Source organism: Corallococcus sp. AS-1-6, assembly GCF_020037015.1.
Lineage (GTDB): Bacteria > Myxococcota > Myxococcia > Myxococcales > Myxococcaceae > Corallococcus.
In genome coordinates this window covers 17827-37155 of sequence record NZ_JAIQDE010000033.1, presented here as the reverse complement: position 1 = coordinate 37155, position 19329 = coordinate 17827, and the positions used below count along the sequence as shown (strand labels likewise).

At 70.3% G+C, this 19329-nt stretch carries 15 protein-coding genes; 8 read left to right on the top strand and 7 right to left on the bottom strand.

Going from position 1 to position 19329, the window contains the following annotated elements; all coding sequences use genetic code 11:
* Positions 1-4: 4 nt before the first annotated feature.
* Positions 5-2764: a polyketide synthase gene (locus K8612_RS33230; RefSeq protein ID WP_223765180.1), complete on the bottom strand. Its 2760-nt coding sequence runs from the start codon at positions 2762-2764 to the stop codon at positions 5-7.
* A 334-nt stretch (positions 2765-3098) separates the two neighbouring features.
* Here K8612_RS33230 and K8612_RS33225 point away from each other — a divergent pair, with 334 nt between their 5' ends.
* From K8612_RS33225 to K8612_RS33195, 7 genes are read left to right on the top strand one after another with little or no spacing between them, the layout of a single operon-like run.
* Positions 3099-4013: a hypothetical protein gene (locus K8612_RS33225; protein ID WP_223765179.1), complete on the top strand. Its 915-nt coding sequence runs from the start codon at positions 3099-3101 to the stop codon at positions 4011-4013.
* On the top strand, positions 4010-4921 hold the full coding sequence (locus tag K8612_RS33220) for an alpha/beta hydrolase (RefSeq protein WP_223765178.1): 912 nt from the start codon (positions 4010-4012) through the stop codon (positions 4919-4921). The genes K8612_RS33225 and K8612_RS33220 overlap by 4 nt, the downstream gene beginning before the upstream one ends.
* On the top strand, positions 4918-6147 hold the full coding sequence (locus K8612_RS33215) for an aminotransferase class I/II-fold pyridoxal phosphate-dependent enzyme (protein WP_223765177.1): 1230 nt from the start codon (positions 4918-4920) through the stop codon (positions 6145-6147). Before K8612_RS33220 ends, K8612_RS33215 begins: the two co-directional genes overlap by 4 nt.
* A gap of 17 nt (positions 6148-6164) precedes the next feature.
* Positions 6165-7091 carry an ornithine cyclodeaminase family protein gene (locus K8612_RS33210; protein ID WP_223765176.1) on the top strand — a complete coding sequence of 309 codons (927 nt, stop codon included), beginning with the start codon at positions 6165-6167 and terminating at the stop codon, positions 7089-7091.
* A 14-nt stretch (positions 7092-7105) separates the two neighbouring features.
* Positions 7106-8074: an isopenicillin N synthase family oxygenase gene (locus K8612_RS33205; RefSeq protein ID WP_223738012.1), complete on the top strand. Its 969-nt coding sequence runs from the start codon at positions 7106-7108 to the stop codon at positions 8072-8074.
* 9 nt (positions 8075-8083) lie between these two features.
* A complete protein-coding gene (locus K8612_RS33200) occupies positions 8084-9439 on the top strand; it encodes a hypothetical protein (protein WP_223765175.1) in 1356 nt (451 codons plus the stop codon).
* 3 nt (positions 9440-9442) lie between these two features.
* Positions 9443-10624 carry an ATP-grasp domain-containing protein gene (locus K8612_RS33195; protein ID WP_223738010.1) on the top strand — a complete coding sequence of 394 codons (1182 nt, stop codon included), beginning with the start codon at positions 9443-9445 and terminating at the stop codon, positions 10622-10624.
* Between the two features lie 20 nt (positions 10625-10644).
* Here K8612_RS33195 and K8612_RS33190 read toward each other — a convergent pair whose 3' ends face one another.
* From K8612_RS33190 to K8612_RS33165, 6 genes are all read right to left on the bottom strand, one after another.
* On the bottom strand, positions 10645-12291 hold the full coding sequence (locus K8612_RS33190; RefSeq protein ID WP_223765174.1) for a delta-60 repeat domain-containing protein: 1647 nt from the start codon (positions 12289-12291) through the stop codon (positions 10645-10647).
* A gap of 216 nt (positions 12292-12507) precedes the next feature.
* A complete protein-coding gene (locus K8612_RS33185; RefSeq protein WP_223765173.1) occupies positions 12508-13350 on the bottom strand; it encodes a CPBP family intramembrane glutamic endopeptidase in 843 nt (280 codons plus the stop codon).
* A gap of 44 nt (positions 13351-13394) precedes the next feature.
* Positions 13395-14222, bottom strand: coding sequence for an aspartyl/asparaginyl beta-hydroxylase domain-containing protein (locus K8612_RS33180; RefSeq protein ID WP_223738007.1), 828 nt, complete (start codon positions 14220-14222; stop codon positions 13395-13397).
* 55 nt (positions 14223-14277) lie between these two features.
* The gene (locus K8612_RS33175) at positions 14278-15009 is read right to left on the bottom strand and encodes an FkbM family methyltransferase (RefSeq protein WP_223765172.1); all 732 of its coding nucleotides are present in this window, start codon (positions 15007-15009) and stop codon (positions 14278-14280) included.
* A complete protein-coding gene (locus tag K8612_RS33170) occupies positions 15006-16367 on the bottom strand; it encodes an MFS transporter (protein ID WP_223765171.1) in 1362 nt (453 codons plus the stop codon). Before K8612_RS33170 ends, K8612_RS33175 begins: the two co-directional genes overlap by 4 nt.
* A 60-nt stretch (positions 16368-16427) precedes the next feature.
* A complete protein-coding gene (locus tag K8612_RS33165) occupies positions 16428-17336 on the bottom strand; it encodes a cupin-like domain-containing protein (protein WP_223738004.1) in 909 nt (302 codons plus the stop codon).
* Positions 17337-17516: 180 nt separating this feature from the next.
* On the opposite strand from K8612_RS33165, the gene K8612_RS33160 reads away from it, so the two are divergent.
* Complete coding sequence (locus tag K8612_RS33160) at positions 17517-19325, top strand: fatty acyl-AMP ligase (RefSeq protein WP_223738003.1); 1809 nt, start codon at positions 17517-17519, stop codon at positions 19323-19325.
* Positions 19326-19329 lie beyond the last annotated feature (4 nt).

Below are 19329 nucleotides of genomic sequence, written 5' to 3'. Positions count from 1 at the left end.
AGGATCATGTTCCTGGCACCTGGAGGTCGGGCCCGGCTTCGAGCACGACGTGGTAGTGGGTGCCTCCGCTTCCCGCTGCGTTGACTCCCGCGAAGCGCGCCTCCTCCAGCTCTTGTGGCTCCGTGAGGACGCGCAGATTGTCGGCCGCTCCAGCGAGCGGAGCCGTCACGCCCAGGGTTGCCGGTGCCCGCTTCGCGGCCAGCGTGAACAGTGCCTTCATCAGGCTCGCGGCTCCCGCGGCCGCACCGGTGTGGCCGATGTTCGGCATGACGGCTCCCAGCGGGAGCGGCCGGGCTCGCGCTGCGCCGAGCGTCCGCCCCAGGGCCGCGAGCTCCGCGCGGTCGCTCGCGGCATGCCCACTTCCGAAGCACTCCACGAAGGCGAGCGCGTCCGCCGACACGTCACACCGGGACCAGGCGCGCCGGATGGCCAGGCTCATCGCGGGCTCGGAGACGAGACCGTGGTCCTCGGGCGTTCCGTACGCGCTCCCCACCGCACGGATGATCCCGAGCACCGGCTCCCCCCGCTCCCGCGCGTCCGACAAGCGTCTCAGCAGGCACACCGTGGCGCCTTCTCCCGGCAGATACCCGTCGGACGCCGCGTCGAACGCGGTCGGTGTCTCCCGCTGGGACAGGAGCCCCATCGCGCCTTCGTCGGCCATGCGCGTGACTCCGAGTCGCATGTCCGCGGTCGCCCAGAACACCGCGTCCGCTTCACGCGATGACAACCGGCCGCATGCGACCTCCAGACCGCCCATGGACGCCGCCGCGCCTCCCGCTTCGATGGCGCAGGTCGGGCCGGTCAGATCGAACGCTCGGGCGATCCTCGCCGCCATGAAGCTGGGCGACAGGTTGAACAGGCTGCCGGCCCACAGCTCCGGCAGGTCGTTCGACAGGCGCTTCATCGCCGCACGCACGGTCCGCGCCACGCCCTTGGGGTCCTTGCCCGTCTCGCGCAACACGCGCTGAAGGTGTTCCTCGATCTCCGGCAGGCGCGCAGCGGCGACCTGACGCAGTCCGTATTCGCTGCAGTGCTCCGCGGAGACGACCACCGGGATGTTGCTCCCCCGCTCGATGGAGACTTTCGACGCCGCGCTGCGCGCCAGGTCCACCAGCAGGTAGTGGAGCGGATCATGCCGGAGGATGTCGACCGGTCGTTCGTCGTACTGGCTGGCGTTGCCCGTGAATCGGGACGCATCCAGGTCCAACGGCGCCCCGAACCCGAACGCCAGCCTCCGGAAGGCCCTGCGGCCATGGAGCAGGTTCCTCCACAGCGCGCCCAGGTCAGGAGCGTCCGCGAACGCACCGGCCATCCCGACGATGGCGATGGGTTCGTCGCTCCTCCCGGTACGCCTCCGCGTGCCTCGCAGCAGCGCCTGGGCTCGCGCGGGAGAAGGCCGGTCCTCCACCACCGCGTGGTAGTTCTGGCCTCCGCTCGCGATGGCGCTCACACCTCCCATGCGCGGCTGCTCGCCCGCTGGCCATGAGCGGGCGGTCTTCTCGACCTCGATGAGTCCTCCCGGTTCGAGCAGGCTCCGGGGCTTGTCCCCATGCACCGGTCCCGGAATGGCTCCGGACTCGAACAGGGCGAGCAGCGCGACCAGGTTCGCCAACCCCGAGGCCTCCTTCGCGTGCCCCAGGTTCCCCTTGATCGACATCACCGGCACCGGCGACGTGGGTCGGGCCTCCTCCCCATGCGCCTTCAGCGCGCGATCAAAGACCTTCGCCTCCACGGCGTCACCGGCCCGCGTCCCCGTCCCGTGCGCGAGGATCACCCCCAGCTCCCGAGGCTCCACGCCTGCCTGCTCGAGCGCACGCCCCACCGCCAGCCCGTGGCCGCGCGGGTTCGGGACCAGCATGTACGCCTCGGCCGCGCCGTCGTTCGCCCCTCCGACGCCGCGGATCACTCCGTGGACGGGGAGCCGCTCCTGCGTCGCCCGCTCCAGGCTCGTGAGCACCAGCAGCACCACGCCGTCGGAGATGACCGTGCCGTTCCCCTTCTGGGCGAACGGGAAGCAGCCCTCGGACGACAGGAGGCGTGAGTTCGAATAGAGGACCTGGTTCACCGTGTCGACGTAGGACAGCGCCCCCGCGATGGCCCACGGCGCTCCCTTCGCGAGCTCCCGCGCCGCCAGTTCAATCGCGGCCAGACCGCCGGTGCAGTTCCCATCCACGAGCAGCGCCTTCTCCGTCGTGCCCAGCGCCTCCGCGATGGCGCTCGCGAGCCGGTGCGTGGCGCGCTCCCTCGGGTCCTCCACGAAGTCCGGTCCGAACGACTCCCGAAGCGACTGGCGCACCTTCCGGGTGAGGTCCGTCAGCTCCTGATGGGAGAACTCATTCGGATGCGCGCCGTGCACCAAATACGGCTGGAGCTGGCCCGCCACGGCCAGCACCGCGGCGTCGTAGAGCCCGTGGCCACCACCGCGTGAGTGCGCCAGGAACACCGGGACGGGCTGCCCACCCAGCGAGCCGGGAGCCAGCCCCGCCGACGCCAGGGCCCGGTGCGCCGTCTCCACCACCCACGGCCGCTGGGAGGCGTCCTCCACGACGCCTCCCAGCAGCGTGGACGTCCGGGCCGCGCCCACGGCCGCTGAAGGATCCAGATACAGCCCCCGGGGAATGCGCTCCTCCGGCCACTGGCCATACGTCGTCTTCCCCCCGTGAAGCACCTCCGCCAGCTCATCGAGGGTGCGAGCGCCAGGCAACGCAAACGCAAAACCAGAGATCGCCACCGGCGCGATCCCATCCAGATTAACCTTCCGCATTACCAATCAATGTAAAGCCATGATCCGGATGCGTCCACGACCAGCCAAATCACATACACCCAGGCCGACATGAGACGGCGCCAGCGCGATCCTACCCAACGTATTCAAGGGGTTTCGTCGAGAGAGCGCGACCGCCCTCCTGGGAGCGTCGTTCCGGAGCCCGGGAGCGGCTGATATGTTTTCAAGCGGCGCGCACCATCTTCAATCCCTATCATCCAGCCAAATCCAGGGTGGATTGACGCCAGACTTTCGCATCTGTATATCAAGTCAGACATCGCGGCCCGCCATCCAGGCATTGGCTGCCGCCCCATTCCCCTCATCCCCTGGACAGCCCATGAAAAGACTCGATCCGAGCCGTCTCAAGGATTCGTTCATCAATGTCTCCACCTTCCCGGCGGACCTGGGTGAAGGCCGCTCGGCGGCTCCGGCCGGTGCGCTGCTCGACGCCGTGGTGGAGGCCGTGGAGAAGAAGAACGGCTTCGCGGTGGTGTTCGGCGTGAACAAGCTGCTCGCGGAGCGCGGGCTGGACATCCACACGGAGTCCGGCGCCGCGCTGGCCCGCGACTACCTGGAGGGCATCTTCCGGGCGATCGCGCCGCGCTTCGACCTGGCCCGCTACAGCCCCACGCCCGTCGCCTATGACCGGGTGGCGAAGATGGACGTGGACGGGTTCAACAAGAACCGGAACTTCACGCCCAACAGCGACCACACGGAGAGCCGCGAGTTCGTCACCACGAAGTGCGTCCACTTCGACTCGGCGACGCCGTTCATCGCGAACCTCTACGGCCCCAACCAGAACATCAGCGGCGGCATGCCGATGATCTGCGACACGCGCCGGTTCTGCCAGGACAAGGGCCTGGACCCGCGCGAGCTCATCGAGAACATCCCCAACAACTACAACGTCGCCGTGAAGGCGGAGTTCTCCGAGGAGATCCTGCGCGACTACTCGTTCGCGCTGAAGCTCGACCTGGAGAACGACATCGTGATGATCGTCCTCCACAACGAGGTGGTGGGAGGGCTCGCGCACGCGGCCACCCAGCCGTCCCTCACCGACGCGAGCAAGGCCGCCAGGCGCCCCATCCGCCACGTCGAGTACCAGGTCGCGGGCACCGACGACCTCAAGCGCTGGTACGACTACTACGGCCTGTCGCTGGAGAAGGCGACGAACCACAAGGACGACGCCAACATCACCCGCTTCGTCCAGGGCGAGCTCAACCCGTACCCGAACGTCATCGAGGTGCGGGCATGACCTCGCGACAGCACGCGGAGCGCAACGCGGCGGAGATGAAGGACCTGCTCGCGTACCTGGACGCGCGGCCCTGGCCGGACGGGTACGAAGCGGCGCGGGTCCACTACGATTCGCTCGGGCTCCCCATCGCCTCGGACATCGGGGTGGAGCCCATCCACGTCAACGGCATCCGTGCCCAGTGGCTCACGCCGCCGGAGTGCGATCAGGACCGCGCCCTGCTCTTCCTGCACGGCGGCGGGTTCGTGTTCGGCTCGCTCGTGAGCCATGGGCACATGGCCGCGGACATGGCACGGCAGGCGCGCTGCCGGGTGCTCCAGCTCGACTACCGCCGGGCACCGGAGCACCCCTACCCCGCCGCGCTGGACGACGCGACCAGCGCGTACCGCTGGCTGCTGGAGCGGGGGTTCAAGCCCGGCCACATCTCCATCGCGGGGGACTCCGCCGGTGGCGGCCTGGTGGTCTCCATGCAGGTCAACGCGCGGGCGAAGGGGCTTCCGCTCGCGGGCGCGCTGGTGTGCATCTCGTCGTGGTTCAACCTGGGCATCCAGGGCGAGAGCTACGAGACGCGCGAGAAGGCGGACGCGCTCGTGCAGCGCAAGGTCGTGGAGGAGGTCGCCCGGCACTACCTCAACGGACAGGACGCGCGGCAGCCCACGATTTCCCCCATCCACGCGGACCTCACCGGCTTCCCGCCCCTGCTCATCCAGGTGGGCGAGCGGGAGCTGCTCTTCAGCGACTCGCAGGCGATGGCGAAGAAGGCCCAGGCCCAGGGCGTGGACGTCACGTTCGAGGAGTGGCCCGACATGGTCCACGTCTGGCACCTGCACTTCCAGCGCCTCACCAGCGGCCGTGAAGCCCTCCAGCGCATCGGCCAGTTCGTGATCGACAAGACAGGAGCGCGGAAGTGACGACGCCCAGCGACGCGGTGATGGGTCCCCACGTTCACCGCAACAACCAGAAGATGATCCCCGCCAGCGAGAGCGCCTGGGCCGTGGCCCGGGAGTCGAACATGCTCAACATCCGCGTGGAGGCGGTGGACGGCCAGAACCGGATGCGCGAGGTGGACACCGGGCACGAGTTCGCCAACCTGTGCTCCTGCTCCTACCTGGGGCTCAACAGCCACCCGGACGTCCTCCAGGGCGGCATCGACGCGCTGAAGCGCGCGGGCATCACCGGCCTGTCGATGGCGGAGTTCCGCATCCGGCTGGGCCTGATGGAGGAGCTGGAGGAGCAGCTCGCGGACCTCTTCGGCGGGCCGGTGCTGCCCGCCGTCACCTCCAGCGCGCTCACGGCGGCCATCCTGCCGGTGCTCGGGTCGGGCCACCTGACGGACAGTGAGCCCCTGGTGATGGTGTTCGACAAGTTCGCGCACTTCTCCATGGCGTTCGTGAAGCCCATCGTCGCAGACGAGACGCGGGTGCTGAACTGCCCGCACAACGACATGAACTACCTGGAGGACGTCTGCCGGAAGTATCCGCGCGTGGCCTACGTGTGCGACGGCGTCTACTCCACGGGCGGCGTCACGGACCTCCAGGCGCTGCTCACGCTCCAGGAGAAGTACGGCCTCTTCCTCTACATCGACGACTCGCACTCGCTCTCCACGCAGGGGAAGAACGGCGAGGGCTACATCCGCTCGCGGCTGCGCGAGATGAACGACCGCACGCTGATCATCGCCTCCATCGCCAAGGCGTTCGGCAGCACGGGCGGCATCGCGATGCTCGGCTCCCGCAAGCACTACGACTTCCTCTACCGGACGGGCCCCATGGGCTGGTCCCAGAGCCTGCGGACGGCGGCCATCGGCACCTCCATGGGGAGCATCAAGGTGCACCGCAGCCCGGAGCTGGCGAAGCGGCAGGAGCAGCTCCGCCGCAACATCGCCCTGTTCGACGAGCACATCCAGACCGAGCAGCGCGGCGACGGCCTGCACATCAAGGTCGTGGAGGTGGGCGAGCAGGACAAGGCCGTGAAGCTCTCGCGCGAGCTCTACAAGCGAGGCTTCTACTGCTCCGCGGTCTTCTTCCCCATCGTGCCCGTGGGGAAGGCGGGCATCCGGCTGATGCTGCGCGGCGACCTGCCCACGGAGCAGGTCCAGGCGTTCATCGGCCACCTGAAGGAAGTCCTCGCGACGCTGTAGGCGGAGGAGCGCGCGCGATGGCTGCCTTCCTTTCACATGAGGTCGTCACCGCGCACGGGAACCTGTCCCGGCTCGTGCGCGAGCTGGAGGCGGCGCTCACGGCGGGCCTGCATGAGCGCATGCAGATCCCGCTGCGCGTCGCCGTCCCCTCCTCTTCCCGGCACGCCGCGTTCGTGTCGATGCCGGCCGTGTCGGAGCACCTGGGCCTCTACATCAACAAGGTGGCGACCCTCTTCGAGCGGTCCGCCACGGACCCGCTGCCCACCATGAACGGCGTGGTGGCGGCGTTCTCCGCGCGCACGGGGGAGCTGCTCGCGCTGCTCGATGGCGCGGCGGTGACGGAGCTCAAGTGCGCCGCCGTGTCCGCGCTCGTCACGGACTTCTGCGCGCGCACGGATGCCCGGACGCTGGCGGTGGCCGGCACCGGGGCGCAGGCCCGGCAACAGGTGCTGGCGGTCCGCGCGGTCCGCCCCATCCAGGAGGTGCGGCTCTGGGCGCGGAACCCCACCCGGCGCGCCGCCTTCGCCGCGGAGCTGCGCGCGTCCCTGGGCGAGGCCGTGCACGTCGTCGCCTGTGCGTCGCTGGAAGAGGCCATCCGGGGCGCGGATGTCATCGGCACCGCGACGTCGTCGAAGACACCGCTGGGGCGCTTCGAGGGCCTCTCCCCCAGCGTGCACATCAACTGCATGGGCGGGCACACCGTGGAGGCCCGGGAGGTTCCGCTCGAACTGCTGCGCACCTCGACGGTGATCGTCGAGGACCTGGCCACGGCGCTCGCGGAGGCCGGGCCGGTGCACGCCAACGCCATCACCCTGGGGCAGCTCGTGCGGAGGGACAGCGGTCCCCTGCGCTCGGGCCGCACCGTCTTCAGCTCGACGGGACACGCCTTCCTGGACGTCCTCACGGTCGCGCACGTGCTGCGTGAACGCGAGCTGAGCCATTGAACCTGGAGGAGCACATGATGAAGGAGTTGCCCCGAATCGATTTGACGTCCGCGACGCCAGGGTCCGAAGCCGAGCGCCGTGCGGCGTTCGAGATCGACCGGGCCTGCAAGCAGGTGGGCTTCTTCACCCTGAGCGGCCACGGCATCGCCCCCTCGGTCTTCGAGGACGCATATGCCCTGTCGCGGGCGTTCTTCCGCCTGCCGCTGGAGGCGAAGAACCGGTGCCGGTTGAAGTCCGGCTTCACCATGGCCGCGGACGACTACACGCCCTACGGCTACAGCGGCATGCTGGAGGAGAACGCCTTCGCGTACATGGGCCGCAAGGGGCTCCCCAGCGACTACGTGGAGAAGTTCAGCGTGGGCCGGCTCATCGAGGACGACAGCGCGAGCCTGCCGTTCAGCGAGGACGCGGAGGGCCAGCGGCTGCGCGCGGCGCTCAAGGCGTACTTCCGGGAGTGCGAGGCGCTGACGGCCCGGCTCACGGAGCTGTTCAGCATCGCGCTGGACCTGCCCCGGGACTTCTTCGCGAAGAAGACCTCCGCGTCCACCGACTCGCTGCGCTCCCTGCTCTACCCCCAGCTCAGCGCGGAGCTGACCAACGACCAGGGCATGGGCGAGCACACGGACGGGACGCTGTTGACGGTCCTGGCGCAGACGGGCCCCGGCATCCAGGTGAAGGAGCGCGGGGGTTCGTGGATCACGCCCACGCTGGAGCGGAGGGATCACCTCATCGTCAACATCGGGGACCTGATGGCCCGCTGGTCCAACGACGAATACGTGTCCACGCCACACCGGGTCGTCCTGTCCGGAGGCGAGCGTCAATCCCTGGCGTTCTTCAAGCTCGCCAACGACGACGCGCTCATCGAGTGCTTCCCCAAGTTCTGCAAGGACACACCCGCGAAGTACGAGCCCGTCGTCTACAAGGCCTTCTCCCTCCAGAAGATGAACGCGCTGTTCGGTGTCACCGACGCCGGACGCTCCTGAGGCCCACCCATGATCGGTGCATTCAACGAAGCGTTCCTCGACGCCGTGGAGGAAGGATGGTCGCCCGAGCGGGATGCCCGGGCGCACGCGAGCACGATCGCCGCCATCCACGACCTGGACTCTCCCATGTACGAGAAGAGCCAGTTCGCGCACCCGCTCCTCTTCAGTGAAGCGGAGTTCCAGGAGCTGAGCCGCGCGTGCCGCCACCTGCTCTCCGCGCAGTTGAAGCTCATCGGCCACCTCATCGACACGCGCTCGCGGGAGGGCCTGTTGGACCTGTTGCGGATGCCCCGGCGGCTCGTGGACTTCATCCACTGGGACAACCTGCGCCACGGCGACGCGACGATTGGCCGGATGGACGTCGTGCCGACGCGGCAGGGCTACTTCTTCTGCGAGTTCAACATCTTCCCCGGCGTGGGCGGAGGCGAGGCCTACGAGGGCTCCCGCGCGGCCACGGAGGCGCTGGGCCATCCCACGGCCGGGTTGATGAACAGCCCGCTGAAGGACCTCGCCGTGCTGTACGCGGAGACGTGCCGCGAGCGGGACCTGCGCCGGGTGGTGATCCTCGACTCCAGGGGGCACTCGGGCCTGGGGTATCCCCGTCAGGATTACCTGAAGCGGTACCTGGAGGAGCTGAACCCGGGCGTGCCGGTCCACATCCTCGACGAGGTGAGCTACCCGGAGGCCTGGCTGAAGCGTGAGGAGGGCGAGCGCACGCTCATCCACCGCATGTTCACCTACGAGGAGGTGACGGACGGCTTCGTGTTCCTGGAGAAGCTCTGGGCCAGCGGCGCGGTGCTCACCAACGGCTTCGAGCCGGAGCTGCGGATGAGCAAGCGGTTCCTCGCGCTGCTGTGCGAGCCGGGCCACCACGCGCTGTTCAGCGACGACGAGGTGGCCGCCATCCGGAGGTACCTGCCCCACGCCTTCTCCCTGTCCGAGGAGAACCTGGCGGACGCGCTGCGCGACAGGGCCGAGTGGGTGTTCAAGATCGACGACAGCAGCTCCTACGGCGGCAGCGGCGTGCTGATGGGGACGGACTGGCCCGCGGACGTGCTGGAGCAGAAGCTGCGCGAGCCGGGCATCGAGCGGTGGATCTGCCAGCGCGTCGTGGAGGCGGAGACCGTCCGGCTGCGCGCGGCGGGCGACTCCGCCCCGGCGGAGTACCGGCTGGTGCTGGGCTTCTACTCGTATGGCGGAAAGCCCAACGGCTTCCTGGTGCGCGGCAGCCGCACTTCGAAGGTGGTGAACATCACCAGTGGAGGCAAGCTGGGGTGGGCGTTCGTCGTCTCCGAGGAGGGACGCCAGGCCTTCATCCGTCACGCGCGGAGCCGCGCGGTGGACGTCACTGCAAGGAGTGCATGAACCATGGCGGCGAACCTCATCCTTCTGGGCGCGAGGCAGTTCATCACGGAGCGGGCGTGGCAACTGGGCCTGCGGCCGTTGATCATCCAGCAGCCGGGCCTGTCCGATGACCACGTGAACCGGCAGTCCGACCGGGTCCTCCTCATGAGCTACGACGACCCGGCGCTCATCCCCATGCTGAAGGCCGCGCACGCGGTGACGCCGTTCGTGAGCGCCGTCACCGTCGCGGAAGAGGCGCTCATCACCTGCGCGCGCATCAACGACGCGCTGGGGCTGCCCGGGACGCCGCTGGAGCTGGTGGAGAAGACGCGCGACAAGCCGGCCATGCGGCGGGTGCTCGACTCCGGCGGGTTCTCACCCGTGCAGTGGGCCCCGGTGAAGACGCGGGAGGAGGCCGTCGCGTTCGCCGAGCGCCAGGGCTATCCGTTCATCCTGAAGCCCGTGGACGGCGTGGGCAGCATCGACGTGCGGCTCGTGCGCTCCGCCGCGGACCTGGAGGGCGTGCTGAACGGCCGCGCGTCGTGGATCGCCGAGGAGTACCTGGACGGCCCCGAGTACTCCGTGGAGTGTTTCTCCTTCGCGGGGCGCCACGTCATCCTGGGCATCAACGAGGAGACGAAGAGCACGGACCCCAACGGCAGCGCGTTCCTGGAGGTCGCGCACCAGGTCCCCGCGCCGATGAGCCCGGAGCGGGACCGCGAGGTGCGCGACTTCATCCGGAGCTTCCTGGACGTGCTCGGGCTGAAGGACGGCCCCTCGCACACGGAGCTGAAGTACACGTCGCGCGGCCCGCGCATCGTGGAGACGCACACGCGGCTGGGCGGCGATCGCCTGTGGGACCTGGTCCGGCTGACCACGGGGCATGACCTGCTGGACATGACGCTCCAGTGGGCCATGGGGACGCTGAAGCCCCTGGAGGCGGATCCGGTGCCCCGGGGCGGCGCGGCCATCCAGTACTTCACCCCGCCCCCCGGCAAGCTCAAGCGCATCAACGGCGCGCTGGCGCTGAAGCGGCTGCCGGGGGTGGTGGACATCTCGCTGGCGGTGGAGCTGGGCGCCACCATCCGCCAGGCCCTGAAGTCGGAGGACCGCGCGGGCTATGTGCTCGCCTACGCGGACACCGTGCAGCAGGCGCAGTCCGTGTGCAGGGAGGTCAGCCAGCGCATCGTGCTGGAGACCGCCTGAGGAACCGCGGACCTCCGCCGTCAGTACGGGTGGAAGCGCGTCACGAAAGGCACGGCTTCGCTCTTGCCCGCCGGGATTCGCGTCCCGGTGACGCGCAGATAGCCCTGCGCGTCCAGCAGCGCGGCCGTGGGCTGCTCGTCACCGGGCAGGTCCGTCCGGTGCGAGCGGAGGATGCTCGCGCCGTTCGGGGACAGGTGGACGACTCCCACTCCGGATGCGCCCTTCGCGTCCTGACTCCAGGTGGCGACCGCGAGGGTTCCATCCGCCAGCACGCCCGTGCCCACGGCCGTGTCCCGCACGCCCGTGAATCCCGCCGTGAAGTAGGTGTAGCCCTCGCGGCCGAAGGACGTGTCCTGTCCCGCGCTCGCGGTCAGCCGCGCCACCATGGCCTGGGTGTCGCCGTCGGAGAACACCGCCTTCCCGCCCACCAACCAGCTCCCGTTCGGCAGCCGCCGCAGCGTTCGCGGCGTGAGGTCCGGCGAGCTGAACGCCGCCAGGTAGCGGAAGCTGTTGTCCGCGGTGCCGTTGGCGTTGAAGCGGCGCACGACCAGCGTGTCCAGGCTCCCCGTGGAGGTCCCCGCCACCACGACCTTGCCGTCGGGCTCGGCTGCGACGCACAGGCCGTCATCCTCGCGGCCCACGTCCATGCTCGCCACGCCGTCCGCGCTGAAGGTCGTGTCCGGGACCCCGGCCGGTGTCAGGCGGACCACCAGCAGGTCCAGGCCGTCGTTCTCCACGGTGCCCGCGCCGACGATGTTGCCGTTGGCGTCCGCGGTGACCGCGTGCAGGGTGGAGATGCCCGTGGAGATCTGGAGCGTGCGCACGCCCGTGCCACCGAACGTGGTGTCCAGGACGCCTGCCGACGTGAACCTCGCCAGCAGCACGCTCTGATACTTCGTCCCCGAGCAGGTGTTCGTGCCGGCGATGGCCCCACCCGCGACGACGATGCGGCCATCCGACTGCATGGCGACGGCGTCCACGTAGTCATCGCCACCGCAGATGTCGCTGACCACCACGCCCTGCGTGCCGAACGTGGCGTCCGGCGTCCCATCCGCGAGCAGCCGCGCCACCAGCACGTCCCGCTGGCCCGTGGCACCGGTGGACCCCACGAGGATCCACTTGCCGTCCGCCTGCTCGGCCATGCCGTTGATCTTCACCGCGGGAAGGCCGAGCTCCACCGTCGCCACGCCTTCCGTTCCAAAGGCACTGTCCAGCGCGGCCGATCCGGGCTGCACCTCCAGCGTGACGGGGAATTCCACACGCGTGCCGCCCCCCTCCCCCACGAGCTTGAGGGAGAACCGGCCATAGGCCGCGAACTCGTCCGGGATGTAGCCCAGCGGCGTCGAGGTCGCTCCCTCGGGGATGATCACCGGCAGCACCTGGGTGGTGCGCACGTGGGGAGGCAGCCCCTCCACCGAGAGCGAGACTGCTCCAGTGAAGGCCGCATCCCGGTCGACCTGGACCGCGAACGCGGTCGAAGTCGAAGGATTGAAACGCACCGTCTGCTCGGAGGCCGTCGACAGGGTGAACGCGGGAGGCGGCCCCCCTGCATCCGGCTCCCCGGTGCCAGCGTCCTGCTCCTGCGTCCCCGCGTCCGAGCCGCCATCCGAGGTTCCCGTCCCCGCGTCCACCCCCGCGTCACGAGGCGGCGTCGGAGAGGGGTCCACGGGCGCTTCCGACGAGCCGCAGGCGCCCGCCATCAAGGCGGCCACCACCAGCACGAGCGCCGGAAGGCTTCGGAGGTGGAACAGTGAGCGGCGGTCAGGACCCGGGGAACGAAGCACGATTGGGCGCATACCAGTCTGGGATGAAGGGTGCGCCCCACCTGATAATGGACCCCGGCGCCGGTGATAAATGAATTCGGAGCGCCGAGGGATGCGGGCTCAGGGTCCAGGCGCGGGACGCGGTGTGACGCCCGCCGGTTGCCGCGGCGCCCACCACCGCGCGATGAGCGCCGCGCCCAGGAGGCTCGTCAGGCAGACCAGGAGGCCGGACTCGCCCACCCAGAGCGAGGCATCGCTCGACGAAGCGTCGAACGCGGCCTGCACCACCGCGTTGGAGCTGGAGTGCAGCATGACGGCCGGCCAGACGCTCCCGGTGGTGAGACGCAGCCGCGCCATCACGTAGGACGCCGCCAGGATGGGGATCAGGAACAACACCGGCGACAGCCAGGGCTCCGGCCCCACCCGGTAGCGACCGCTCACCAGGAGCGGCAGGTGCCAGGCCCACCAGATGAGCCCGCTCCACAGCACCGGGTAGCGCACCCCCGCCGCCATCAGCCGCGTCAGCAGGTAGCCGCGCCAGCCCAGCTCCTCCCCCGTCGCGGTCACCGCCGAGATGAGCAGTCCCCCGGTGAGGTTGATGGCGAGCAGCACGCCGAACCGGGCCAGTGGGGGGAGCCCCTCCAATCCGAAGTCGCGGAGCGTCGGCGGTGAGAAGGCCACCAGCCCGGCCCCCCACGCCACGCCATAGGCGAGCCCCGAGGCCAGCGCCGGCAGCAGCCACGCCACCAGCACGGCCCGGCGTCCTTGCGCGCCGCCCAGGCGGAACGACACGTCCTGGAAGCCCTCGCGCAGGGCCAGCCGGGCCACGACCGACGCCACGGCCGGCGTCCACATGAACGCCAGGGCCAGGCCGAGATGCTCCTCCAACAGCCCCTGCGTGCGCAGCAGCGCCGCCATGCACGCGGCCAGGAGCAGCCCCAGCACGCCGAGAAAGAGCGCCACGCCCCGGCGCGCCGTCCCCGCCTCCGATCCTCCGGGCCCGGCCACTACGCCCACCACTTCTGCCCGTCGAGCCGGCCCTGCGCCGCGTCCACCATCTGATCCACCGCCCCGCTCTTGCCGAGGATGACATCGCAGCGCTCCAGCAGCTCGATCTCCACGTCGGTGAGCTCCGGATGCCACAGGTCCGCCAGCAGCACGAAGCGCGTCTGCGTGCTGTCGTTCCAGACCTCGTGCTCGAAGCTCTCGTCGAACACGAGGCACCGGCCGGGCTGCCACGTCCGCGACTCCGAGCCCACGCGGAAGCGGCAGTCCGGCGGGATGACGAGGCCCAGGTGCACCGTCAGCCGGACGTTCATCGGCCCGCAGTGCGGCTCGATGTGCCCTCCCGGGTTCACCGCCGACAGCATGGCCATGCTCCCCGCGCCGGAGCGCGGAATCGCATCCACCAGCCGCGCCGTCCTGGGGAACAGCTCGCGATTCTGGAGCACCTTGCGGGAGTTGCCCTTGAGATAGACGACGTTCCAGTCCGCGCGCTCCTCGTTTCCCTCCGGGAAGCGCTGGAAGCCCTGCCGCGTCTCCAGCACCGCCAGCAGCTCCTCCCGGACCCCGGCCGCGGCCGACTCCAGCAGCTCCACGGTGGCGGCGACGGCGGGATAGCGGGACGCCTCATGCCAGGGCCGCGCCGTCAGCCCCGGGAAATAGAACGCCGGATCCTGCAACGGAGCGAGCTGGGGACGGGGCACCACGCCCGCGGCGCCCAGCAGGGCCTGCTCGAAGCGCTCCAGCTCGGACGGGGCGAACCGCCCCCGCGCCTCGGTCAGCAATTGCTGGATGGCCTCGAACTGCGACTCGGACACGAATGGCTGATGCATGGACGTCCTTCCTCGAAGGGGGCGCCGCTTCCAGGCACGCCCCGCGAACGGATGCTCAGGCGTATTCCTTGAACGCTTGCGCCGCGGCGCGCGAATAGATGGCCTCACCGTGGGTGTAGCGCCCGTCCTGGTAGCGCCACAGGTAGATGAGCCCGAACCCCGCGGCCTTCAGGTAGGCATCCACCTCGTCGAAGGTGGCGCAGCCGTCGTAGCGGCGCACGAAGTTCACCTCGGTGAAGATGGCTTCGATGTGGGGGAGGATCTGCCGGGCCCCCTGGAGCACCTTCAATTCGGAGCCCTGGGTGTTGATGTAGAGCGTGTTGAACGCCTCCGCCTTGCCCGCGAGCAGCGTGTCCAGCCGCGCGGCCGGCACCTCGCTGCGCTGCACCGGGTGGCGGTCCACCAGCTCCGGGCCGGCCACCTTGAGCCAGTAGTCCCGGTCCGGCTCCAGCGTGGAGTTCAGCGTCGGCACGTCGCTCACCGCGAAGTACGGCGTCGTGCCATCGCGGTCCCCCACCGCCACGTTCACGCACTCCACCCCCTCGAACCGGGGCGCCACCTGCCGCAACTGGGCGAAGGCGACCGGGTTCGGCTCGATGGCGAGGATGGGCTTGAAGCCGCCGGCCGAGAAGAGCGGCACGTGCTCACCGATGTGCGCTCCCGCGTAGATGAGCCCCCGGGGCCCCGTGTCCACGGGCAGCGCGGAGCAGAGCATCGTCTTCCACCAGGCCGCGCCAAACTCGACGCCATCGCTGGCGACTTCGACAACAGGGAGGGTCTGCGTCATGGGTTTCCTTTACCATGTCCAAGGGACTGCCCGTCTGTCATTGGCAATCCGGTTTCAAGTTCCACGGCCCGCACGCGCGGATGGAGCAGGGCCGTCACCGCCACTGCCATTGCGCAGACGCCGCCCAGCACGAACAGCAATGACAATCCCCGGCCCGGCCCCGCGCCCAGCAGCCGGCCCAGTCCCCCGGGCCCGCCGCCCAGCCACAGCCCCTGCAGGACGCCCTCCGACAGGGGGCCCGCGAGCAGCGCGCACACCGGCACGCAGAGCCCCTGGATGACGGCCCGCACGGAGTACACGCGGCCCCGAACCCCGGGCGCGACGCACCGCGCCCAGAGGGCCTGCACGCAGGTGGAGAGCCACGACAGGCACAGGCCGCTGACGAACAGGCCGCCAGCAATCCACGGCACCGAGCGCCACAGCCCGATGGCGCTGATGGCGAGCCCCCCGACGAAGGCAGCGCCCAGCAGGCCGTCCACCAGCCGCCGGGGGCCCCCCCAGGCGCTCATCAGCAGCGCGCCCGTCAGGATGCCCGCGCCCCCGGCCGCGAGCGTCGAGCCGAGCGCCACGGGGCTCGCGAACGACAGCACCAGCGGAGAGACGCCCAGCGTCACCAGCTCCACGATGAAGCTGAGGGCGGCCCAGACGAGCAGCACGCCGAACAGGCCGGTCCGCTGACGCAGGTACACCCAGCCCTCCGCCGCCTCGCGCAGCAGGCCCTGGCGCGGCGCCTCCGCGCCCGCGAAGAGGCGCGGGGGGACGCGCAGCCGGGCCAGCGTGGACAGCCCGAACAGCGCGGTCACCAGGTCGATGACCACCACGCCCGTCAACCCCACCGTCGACACCAGCAGCCCGGCCACGATGGGGGCCGCCAGCCCACAGAGGGCGTCGCTGATCTGCAACATCCCGTCCGCGCGCGCCGCCTCCTGCCGGGCGACGAGCTGCGTGACGAGCGCGAAGTGCGCCGGCTGTCCCAGCGAACCGCACAGCGAGTTGGCCGCGACGATGAGCCAGATGTGCCAGGTGTCCAGCCGCCCCACGAACAGCAGCGCCACGAGCGCCAGGGTGCAGAGCGTGGCGCCCACGTCACTGAGGATGAGCGCCCGGCGGCGGTCCATCCGGTCCACCAGCGCGCCCGTGAAGGGCATGACGAGCACCGCCGGCAGCGAGCCGAACAGCACGATGAGGCCGAACTGGGAAGCCGACCCGGTGCGCTGGAAGACCCAGACGCCCAGGGAGAAGCGCGTCAGGGCGGACCCCGCCTGCGTCACCGTCTGGCCCAGCCAGAACAGCAGGAAGGGCCGTGACCAGACGCGTACGCCGCCCTCCATCCTGTCGGCGGCTCCGGATGGCGTCATCGGTCCCTGCATGGCGTTGGCGGGCCGCGCCCGGTCGGGAGCACCGCTCCCTCCCGCGCGTCAGAAGCCCTCGAGGTTCAGCCTCCGCCCGAGCCGCGCGTACCCCTCCAGCAGCCGCAGCACGGGCCGCCGCAGCGCGGGCGGGGAGAGCTGCCGCGCCGCCTCCGACGCGACGTAATGCACCGCGAAGGGCATGTACCGGGCCGCCTCCGTGACGTGGGCGAAGTTGTAGGTGAGCGAGACGCTGGCGCTCAGCGTGTACACCTCATGCAGCCAGCAGCCCGGGATGAACAGGATGTCGCCCGGTTCGAGGACGGTCTCCACCACGCGCGCGCCCGCGTAGGCCTCCCGCAGCCGTGGCGAGTCCCACCGCTCCGGCGTGCGGGACTTCAGGTCCGGGAAGAGGGGCGCCTGATCCGGGGAGATGAGGAAGCACTGCTTGCGGCCATGCACCTGGCACAGCACGGCGTTCGTCAGCCCGGAGTCCGCGTGCAGCTTCGTCACCGCCCCCTTCGGGGAGACGTAGATGCCGGACGCCGGATGGCGCAGCGTCGTGGGATCCGAGCGCAGCACGTGCGGGTGCAGGTAGAAGCGCGCGGGGAGGAAGGAGGGGCGCGCCCAGTCATCCCGGACGCACCGGAACAGCGCGTCCGTGAACCCGCCGTCCTCGTCCGACCAGCGCAGGTAGGGCACCTCCCCGCCCGCGGGCACGTCGCCGGACTCAAAGCGTGGCAGCAGGTCGACGTAGTCCGCGAAACGCATCCGGCGCGTCTCCTGGAAGCCGCCCCCCTGCAAGCACACGGTCATGTCCCCCAGCAACCCCTTCAGGTAGTCGGGCGTCCACTTCCCCAGGGCGGCCCAGTCGCGCATCGCGTCCGTGACCACCACCGGCCTGCGCTGGCGGAGGTAGTCCCGGACGAAGGCGTGGTCGCTCAGGCCTGCTCGGCGTTCAATCTGTGGAAACTGCACGGACGGTCGTCCTCGCGAGGGCGGATTCGCGGCTGGAAACTATCACCATTCCTCTCCTGGGAAAGCCCCCTTACCTGGACACAACTCGATATGACATATTGGCCGGATTCCAGGCGGCGACTCCAAATGCCTCCCACGCCCCGGACTGAATTCCTCCCAGAACGTCTTGAACGTCCGTCCATGGAAACCACTCGCGTCCGTCCTCCGCATTTCACCGACGAGCAGCCCGCGACACTGATTGAACTCGGACGCCTGCGGGCCGCGAGCCAGCCGGACCGCGTCGTCCACACCTTCCTCCGGGACGGAGAGCGTGAAGACGCCTCACTGACGTTCGGGCAGTTGGACCAGCGGGCGCGGGCCATCGCCGCGGTGCTGCAACAGGGAAGCGCCGTGGGGGAGCGCGCGCTGCTGCTCCAGCCTCCGGGGTTGGACTTCATCGCCGCCTTCATGGGGTGTCTGTACGCGGGCCTCATCGCCGTGCCGGCGTACACGCCCGGCCGAGGCAACCTGAAGCGGACGCTGCCGCGCCTGCTGTCCATCGCGGCGAGCGCCCGGCCGTCGGTGGTGCTGACCTCGCGGGAGATCGAACAGTTCCTGCGCCCGCGCGCGCCCGAGCTCCCGGTGTCGCGCTGGTGCGCCACGGACGTGCTGCCCGCCGGGGCGGAGTCGGCCTGGGTGCCGCCCGCGGTCTCCGGCGAATCGCTCGCCTTCCTCCAGTACACCTCCGGCTCCACCTCCGCGCCCAAGGGCGTGAGGGTGAGCCACCGCAACCTGCTGCACAACCTGGAGGCCATCCACGCGGGCTTCGGGCACACCGAGGACAGCGTCGCGGTGACGTGGCTGCCCGCCTTCCACGACATGGGGCTCATCGACGGCATCCTGCAGCCGCTCTACGGCGGCTTCGTGAGCCACGGCATGGCCCCGCTGGCCTTCCTGCAACACCCGCTGCGGTGGCTCCAGGCCCTGTCGCGCTACCGCGCCACCCACAGCGGCGGCCCCAACTTCGCCTACGAGCTCTGCGTCAGCCGCATCCCGCCCGAGCAGCGCGCGGCGCTGGACCTGTCGCGCTGGCGCGTGGCCTACAACGGCGCGGAGCCCGTGCGGCGGGACACCCTGGAGCGCTTCGCCGATGCGTTCGCGGCCGCCGGGTTCCGCCGCGGCGCCTTCTACCCCTGCTACGGGCTGGCCGAGGCGACGCTCAAGGTCAGCGGCGGACAGTCCGCCACCGGGCCGGTGTACGCCCGCGTGCGGGCCGCGGCGCTGGAGCGCCACGAGGTCATCGACGCCACGGAGGCGGGGGACGACTCACGCTGGCTCGTGGGCTGCGGCACGCCCCCGGCCGACCTCACCGTCGTCGCCGTGGATCCGGAGACCCGGCGCCCCTGTGGCCCGGAGCGGGTGGGAGAGCTCTGGGTGCGCGGCCCCAGCGTCGCGCAGGGCTACTGGGAGGAGCCCGAGCAGACCGCCCACGCGTTCCAGGCGCGGCTCGCCGGGGAGCCGGAGGCGGGCCCCTTCCTGCGCACCGGCGACCTGGGCTTCCTGCGGGACCAGACCGTGTTCGTCACCGGGCGGCTCAAGGACCTCATCATCCTCCACGGGCGCAATCACTATCCCCAGGACATCGAGGAGACCGTCGAGCGCAGCCACCCCTCCGTGCGCCAGGGCGCGTGCGCGGCGTTCCCGGTGGACGTGGACGGCGAGGAGCGGCTGTTCGTCGCGGCGGAGCTGGACCGGCACGCGCCGGGCGTCCGGGCCTCCACGACCCCGGACGCGGAGGAGCGGCTGGACGACATCGTGCGGGCGGTGCGCAAGGCCGTCGCCGACGCCCATGAAGTCCAGGTCCACCAGGTGCTGCTGCTGCGCCCGGGGACCCTGCCCAAGACCTCCAGCGGCAAGCTGCAACGGCGGGCGTGCCGCCAGGGCTTCCTCTCCGGAAGCCTGAGCACGCTCCAGGCCGGCCCCGAACGCCAGTCCCCTGGCCACGACTGAGCCC

What these genes read in the sequence shown, in the direction of transcription:
- K8612_RS33170 (WP_223765171.1), bottom strand. Translation starts at nt 16,367, where the DNA reads ATGACGCCATCCGGAGCCGCCGACAGGATGGAGGGCGGCGTACGCGTC.
- K8612_RS33225 (WP_223765179.1), top strand. Translation starts at nt 3,099, where the DNA reads ATGAAAAGACTCGATCCGAGCCGTCTCAAGGATTCGTTCATCAATGTC.
- K8612_RS33200 (WP_223765175.1), top strand. Translation starts at nt 8,084, where the DNA reads ATGATCGGTGCATTCAACGAAGCGTTCCTCGACGCCGTGGAGGAAGGA.
- K8612_RS33160 (WP_223738003.1), top strand. Translation starts at nt 17,517, where the DNA reads ATGGAAACCACTCGCGTCCGTCCTCCGCATTTCACCGACGAGCAGCCC.
- K8612_RS33220 (WP_223765178.1), top strand. Translation starts at nt 4,010, where the DNA reads ATGACCTCGCGACAGCACGCGGAGCGCAACGCGGCGGAGATGAAGGAC.
- K8612_RS33230 (WP_223765180.1), bottom strand. Translation starts at nt 2,764, where the DNA reads ATGCGGAAGGTTAATCTGGATGGGATCGCGCCGGTGGCGATCTCTGGT.
- K8612_RS33180 (WP_223738007.1), bottom strand. Translation starts at nt 14,222, where the DNA reads ATGCATCAGCCATTCGTGTCCGAGTCGCAGTTCGAGGCCATCCAGCAA.
- K8612_RS33210 (WP_223765176.1), top strand. Translation starts at nt 6,165, where the DNA reads ATGGCTGCCTTCCTTTCACATGAGGTCGTCACCGCGCACGGGAACCTG.
- K8612_RS33205 (WP_223738012.1), top strand. Translation starts at nt 7,106, where the DNA reads ATGATGAAGGAGTTGCCCCGAATCGATTTGACGTCCGCGACGCCAGGG.
- K8612_RS33195 (WP_223738010.1), top strand. Translation starts at nt 9,443, where the DNA reads ATGGCGGCGAACCTCATCCTTCTGGGCGCGAGGCAGTTCATCACGGAG.
- K8612_RS33175 (WP_223765172.1), bottom strand. Translation starts at nt 15,009, where the DNA reads ATGACGCAGACCCTCCCTGTTGTCGAAGTCGCCAGCGATGGCGTCGAG.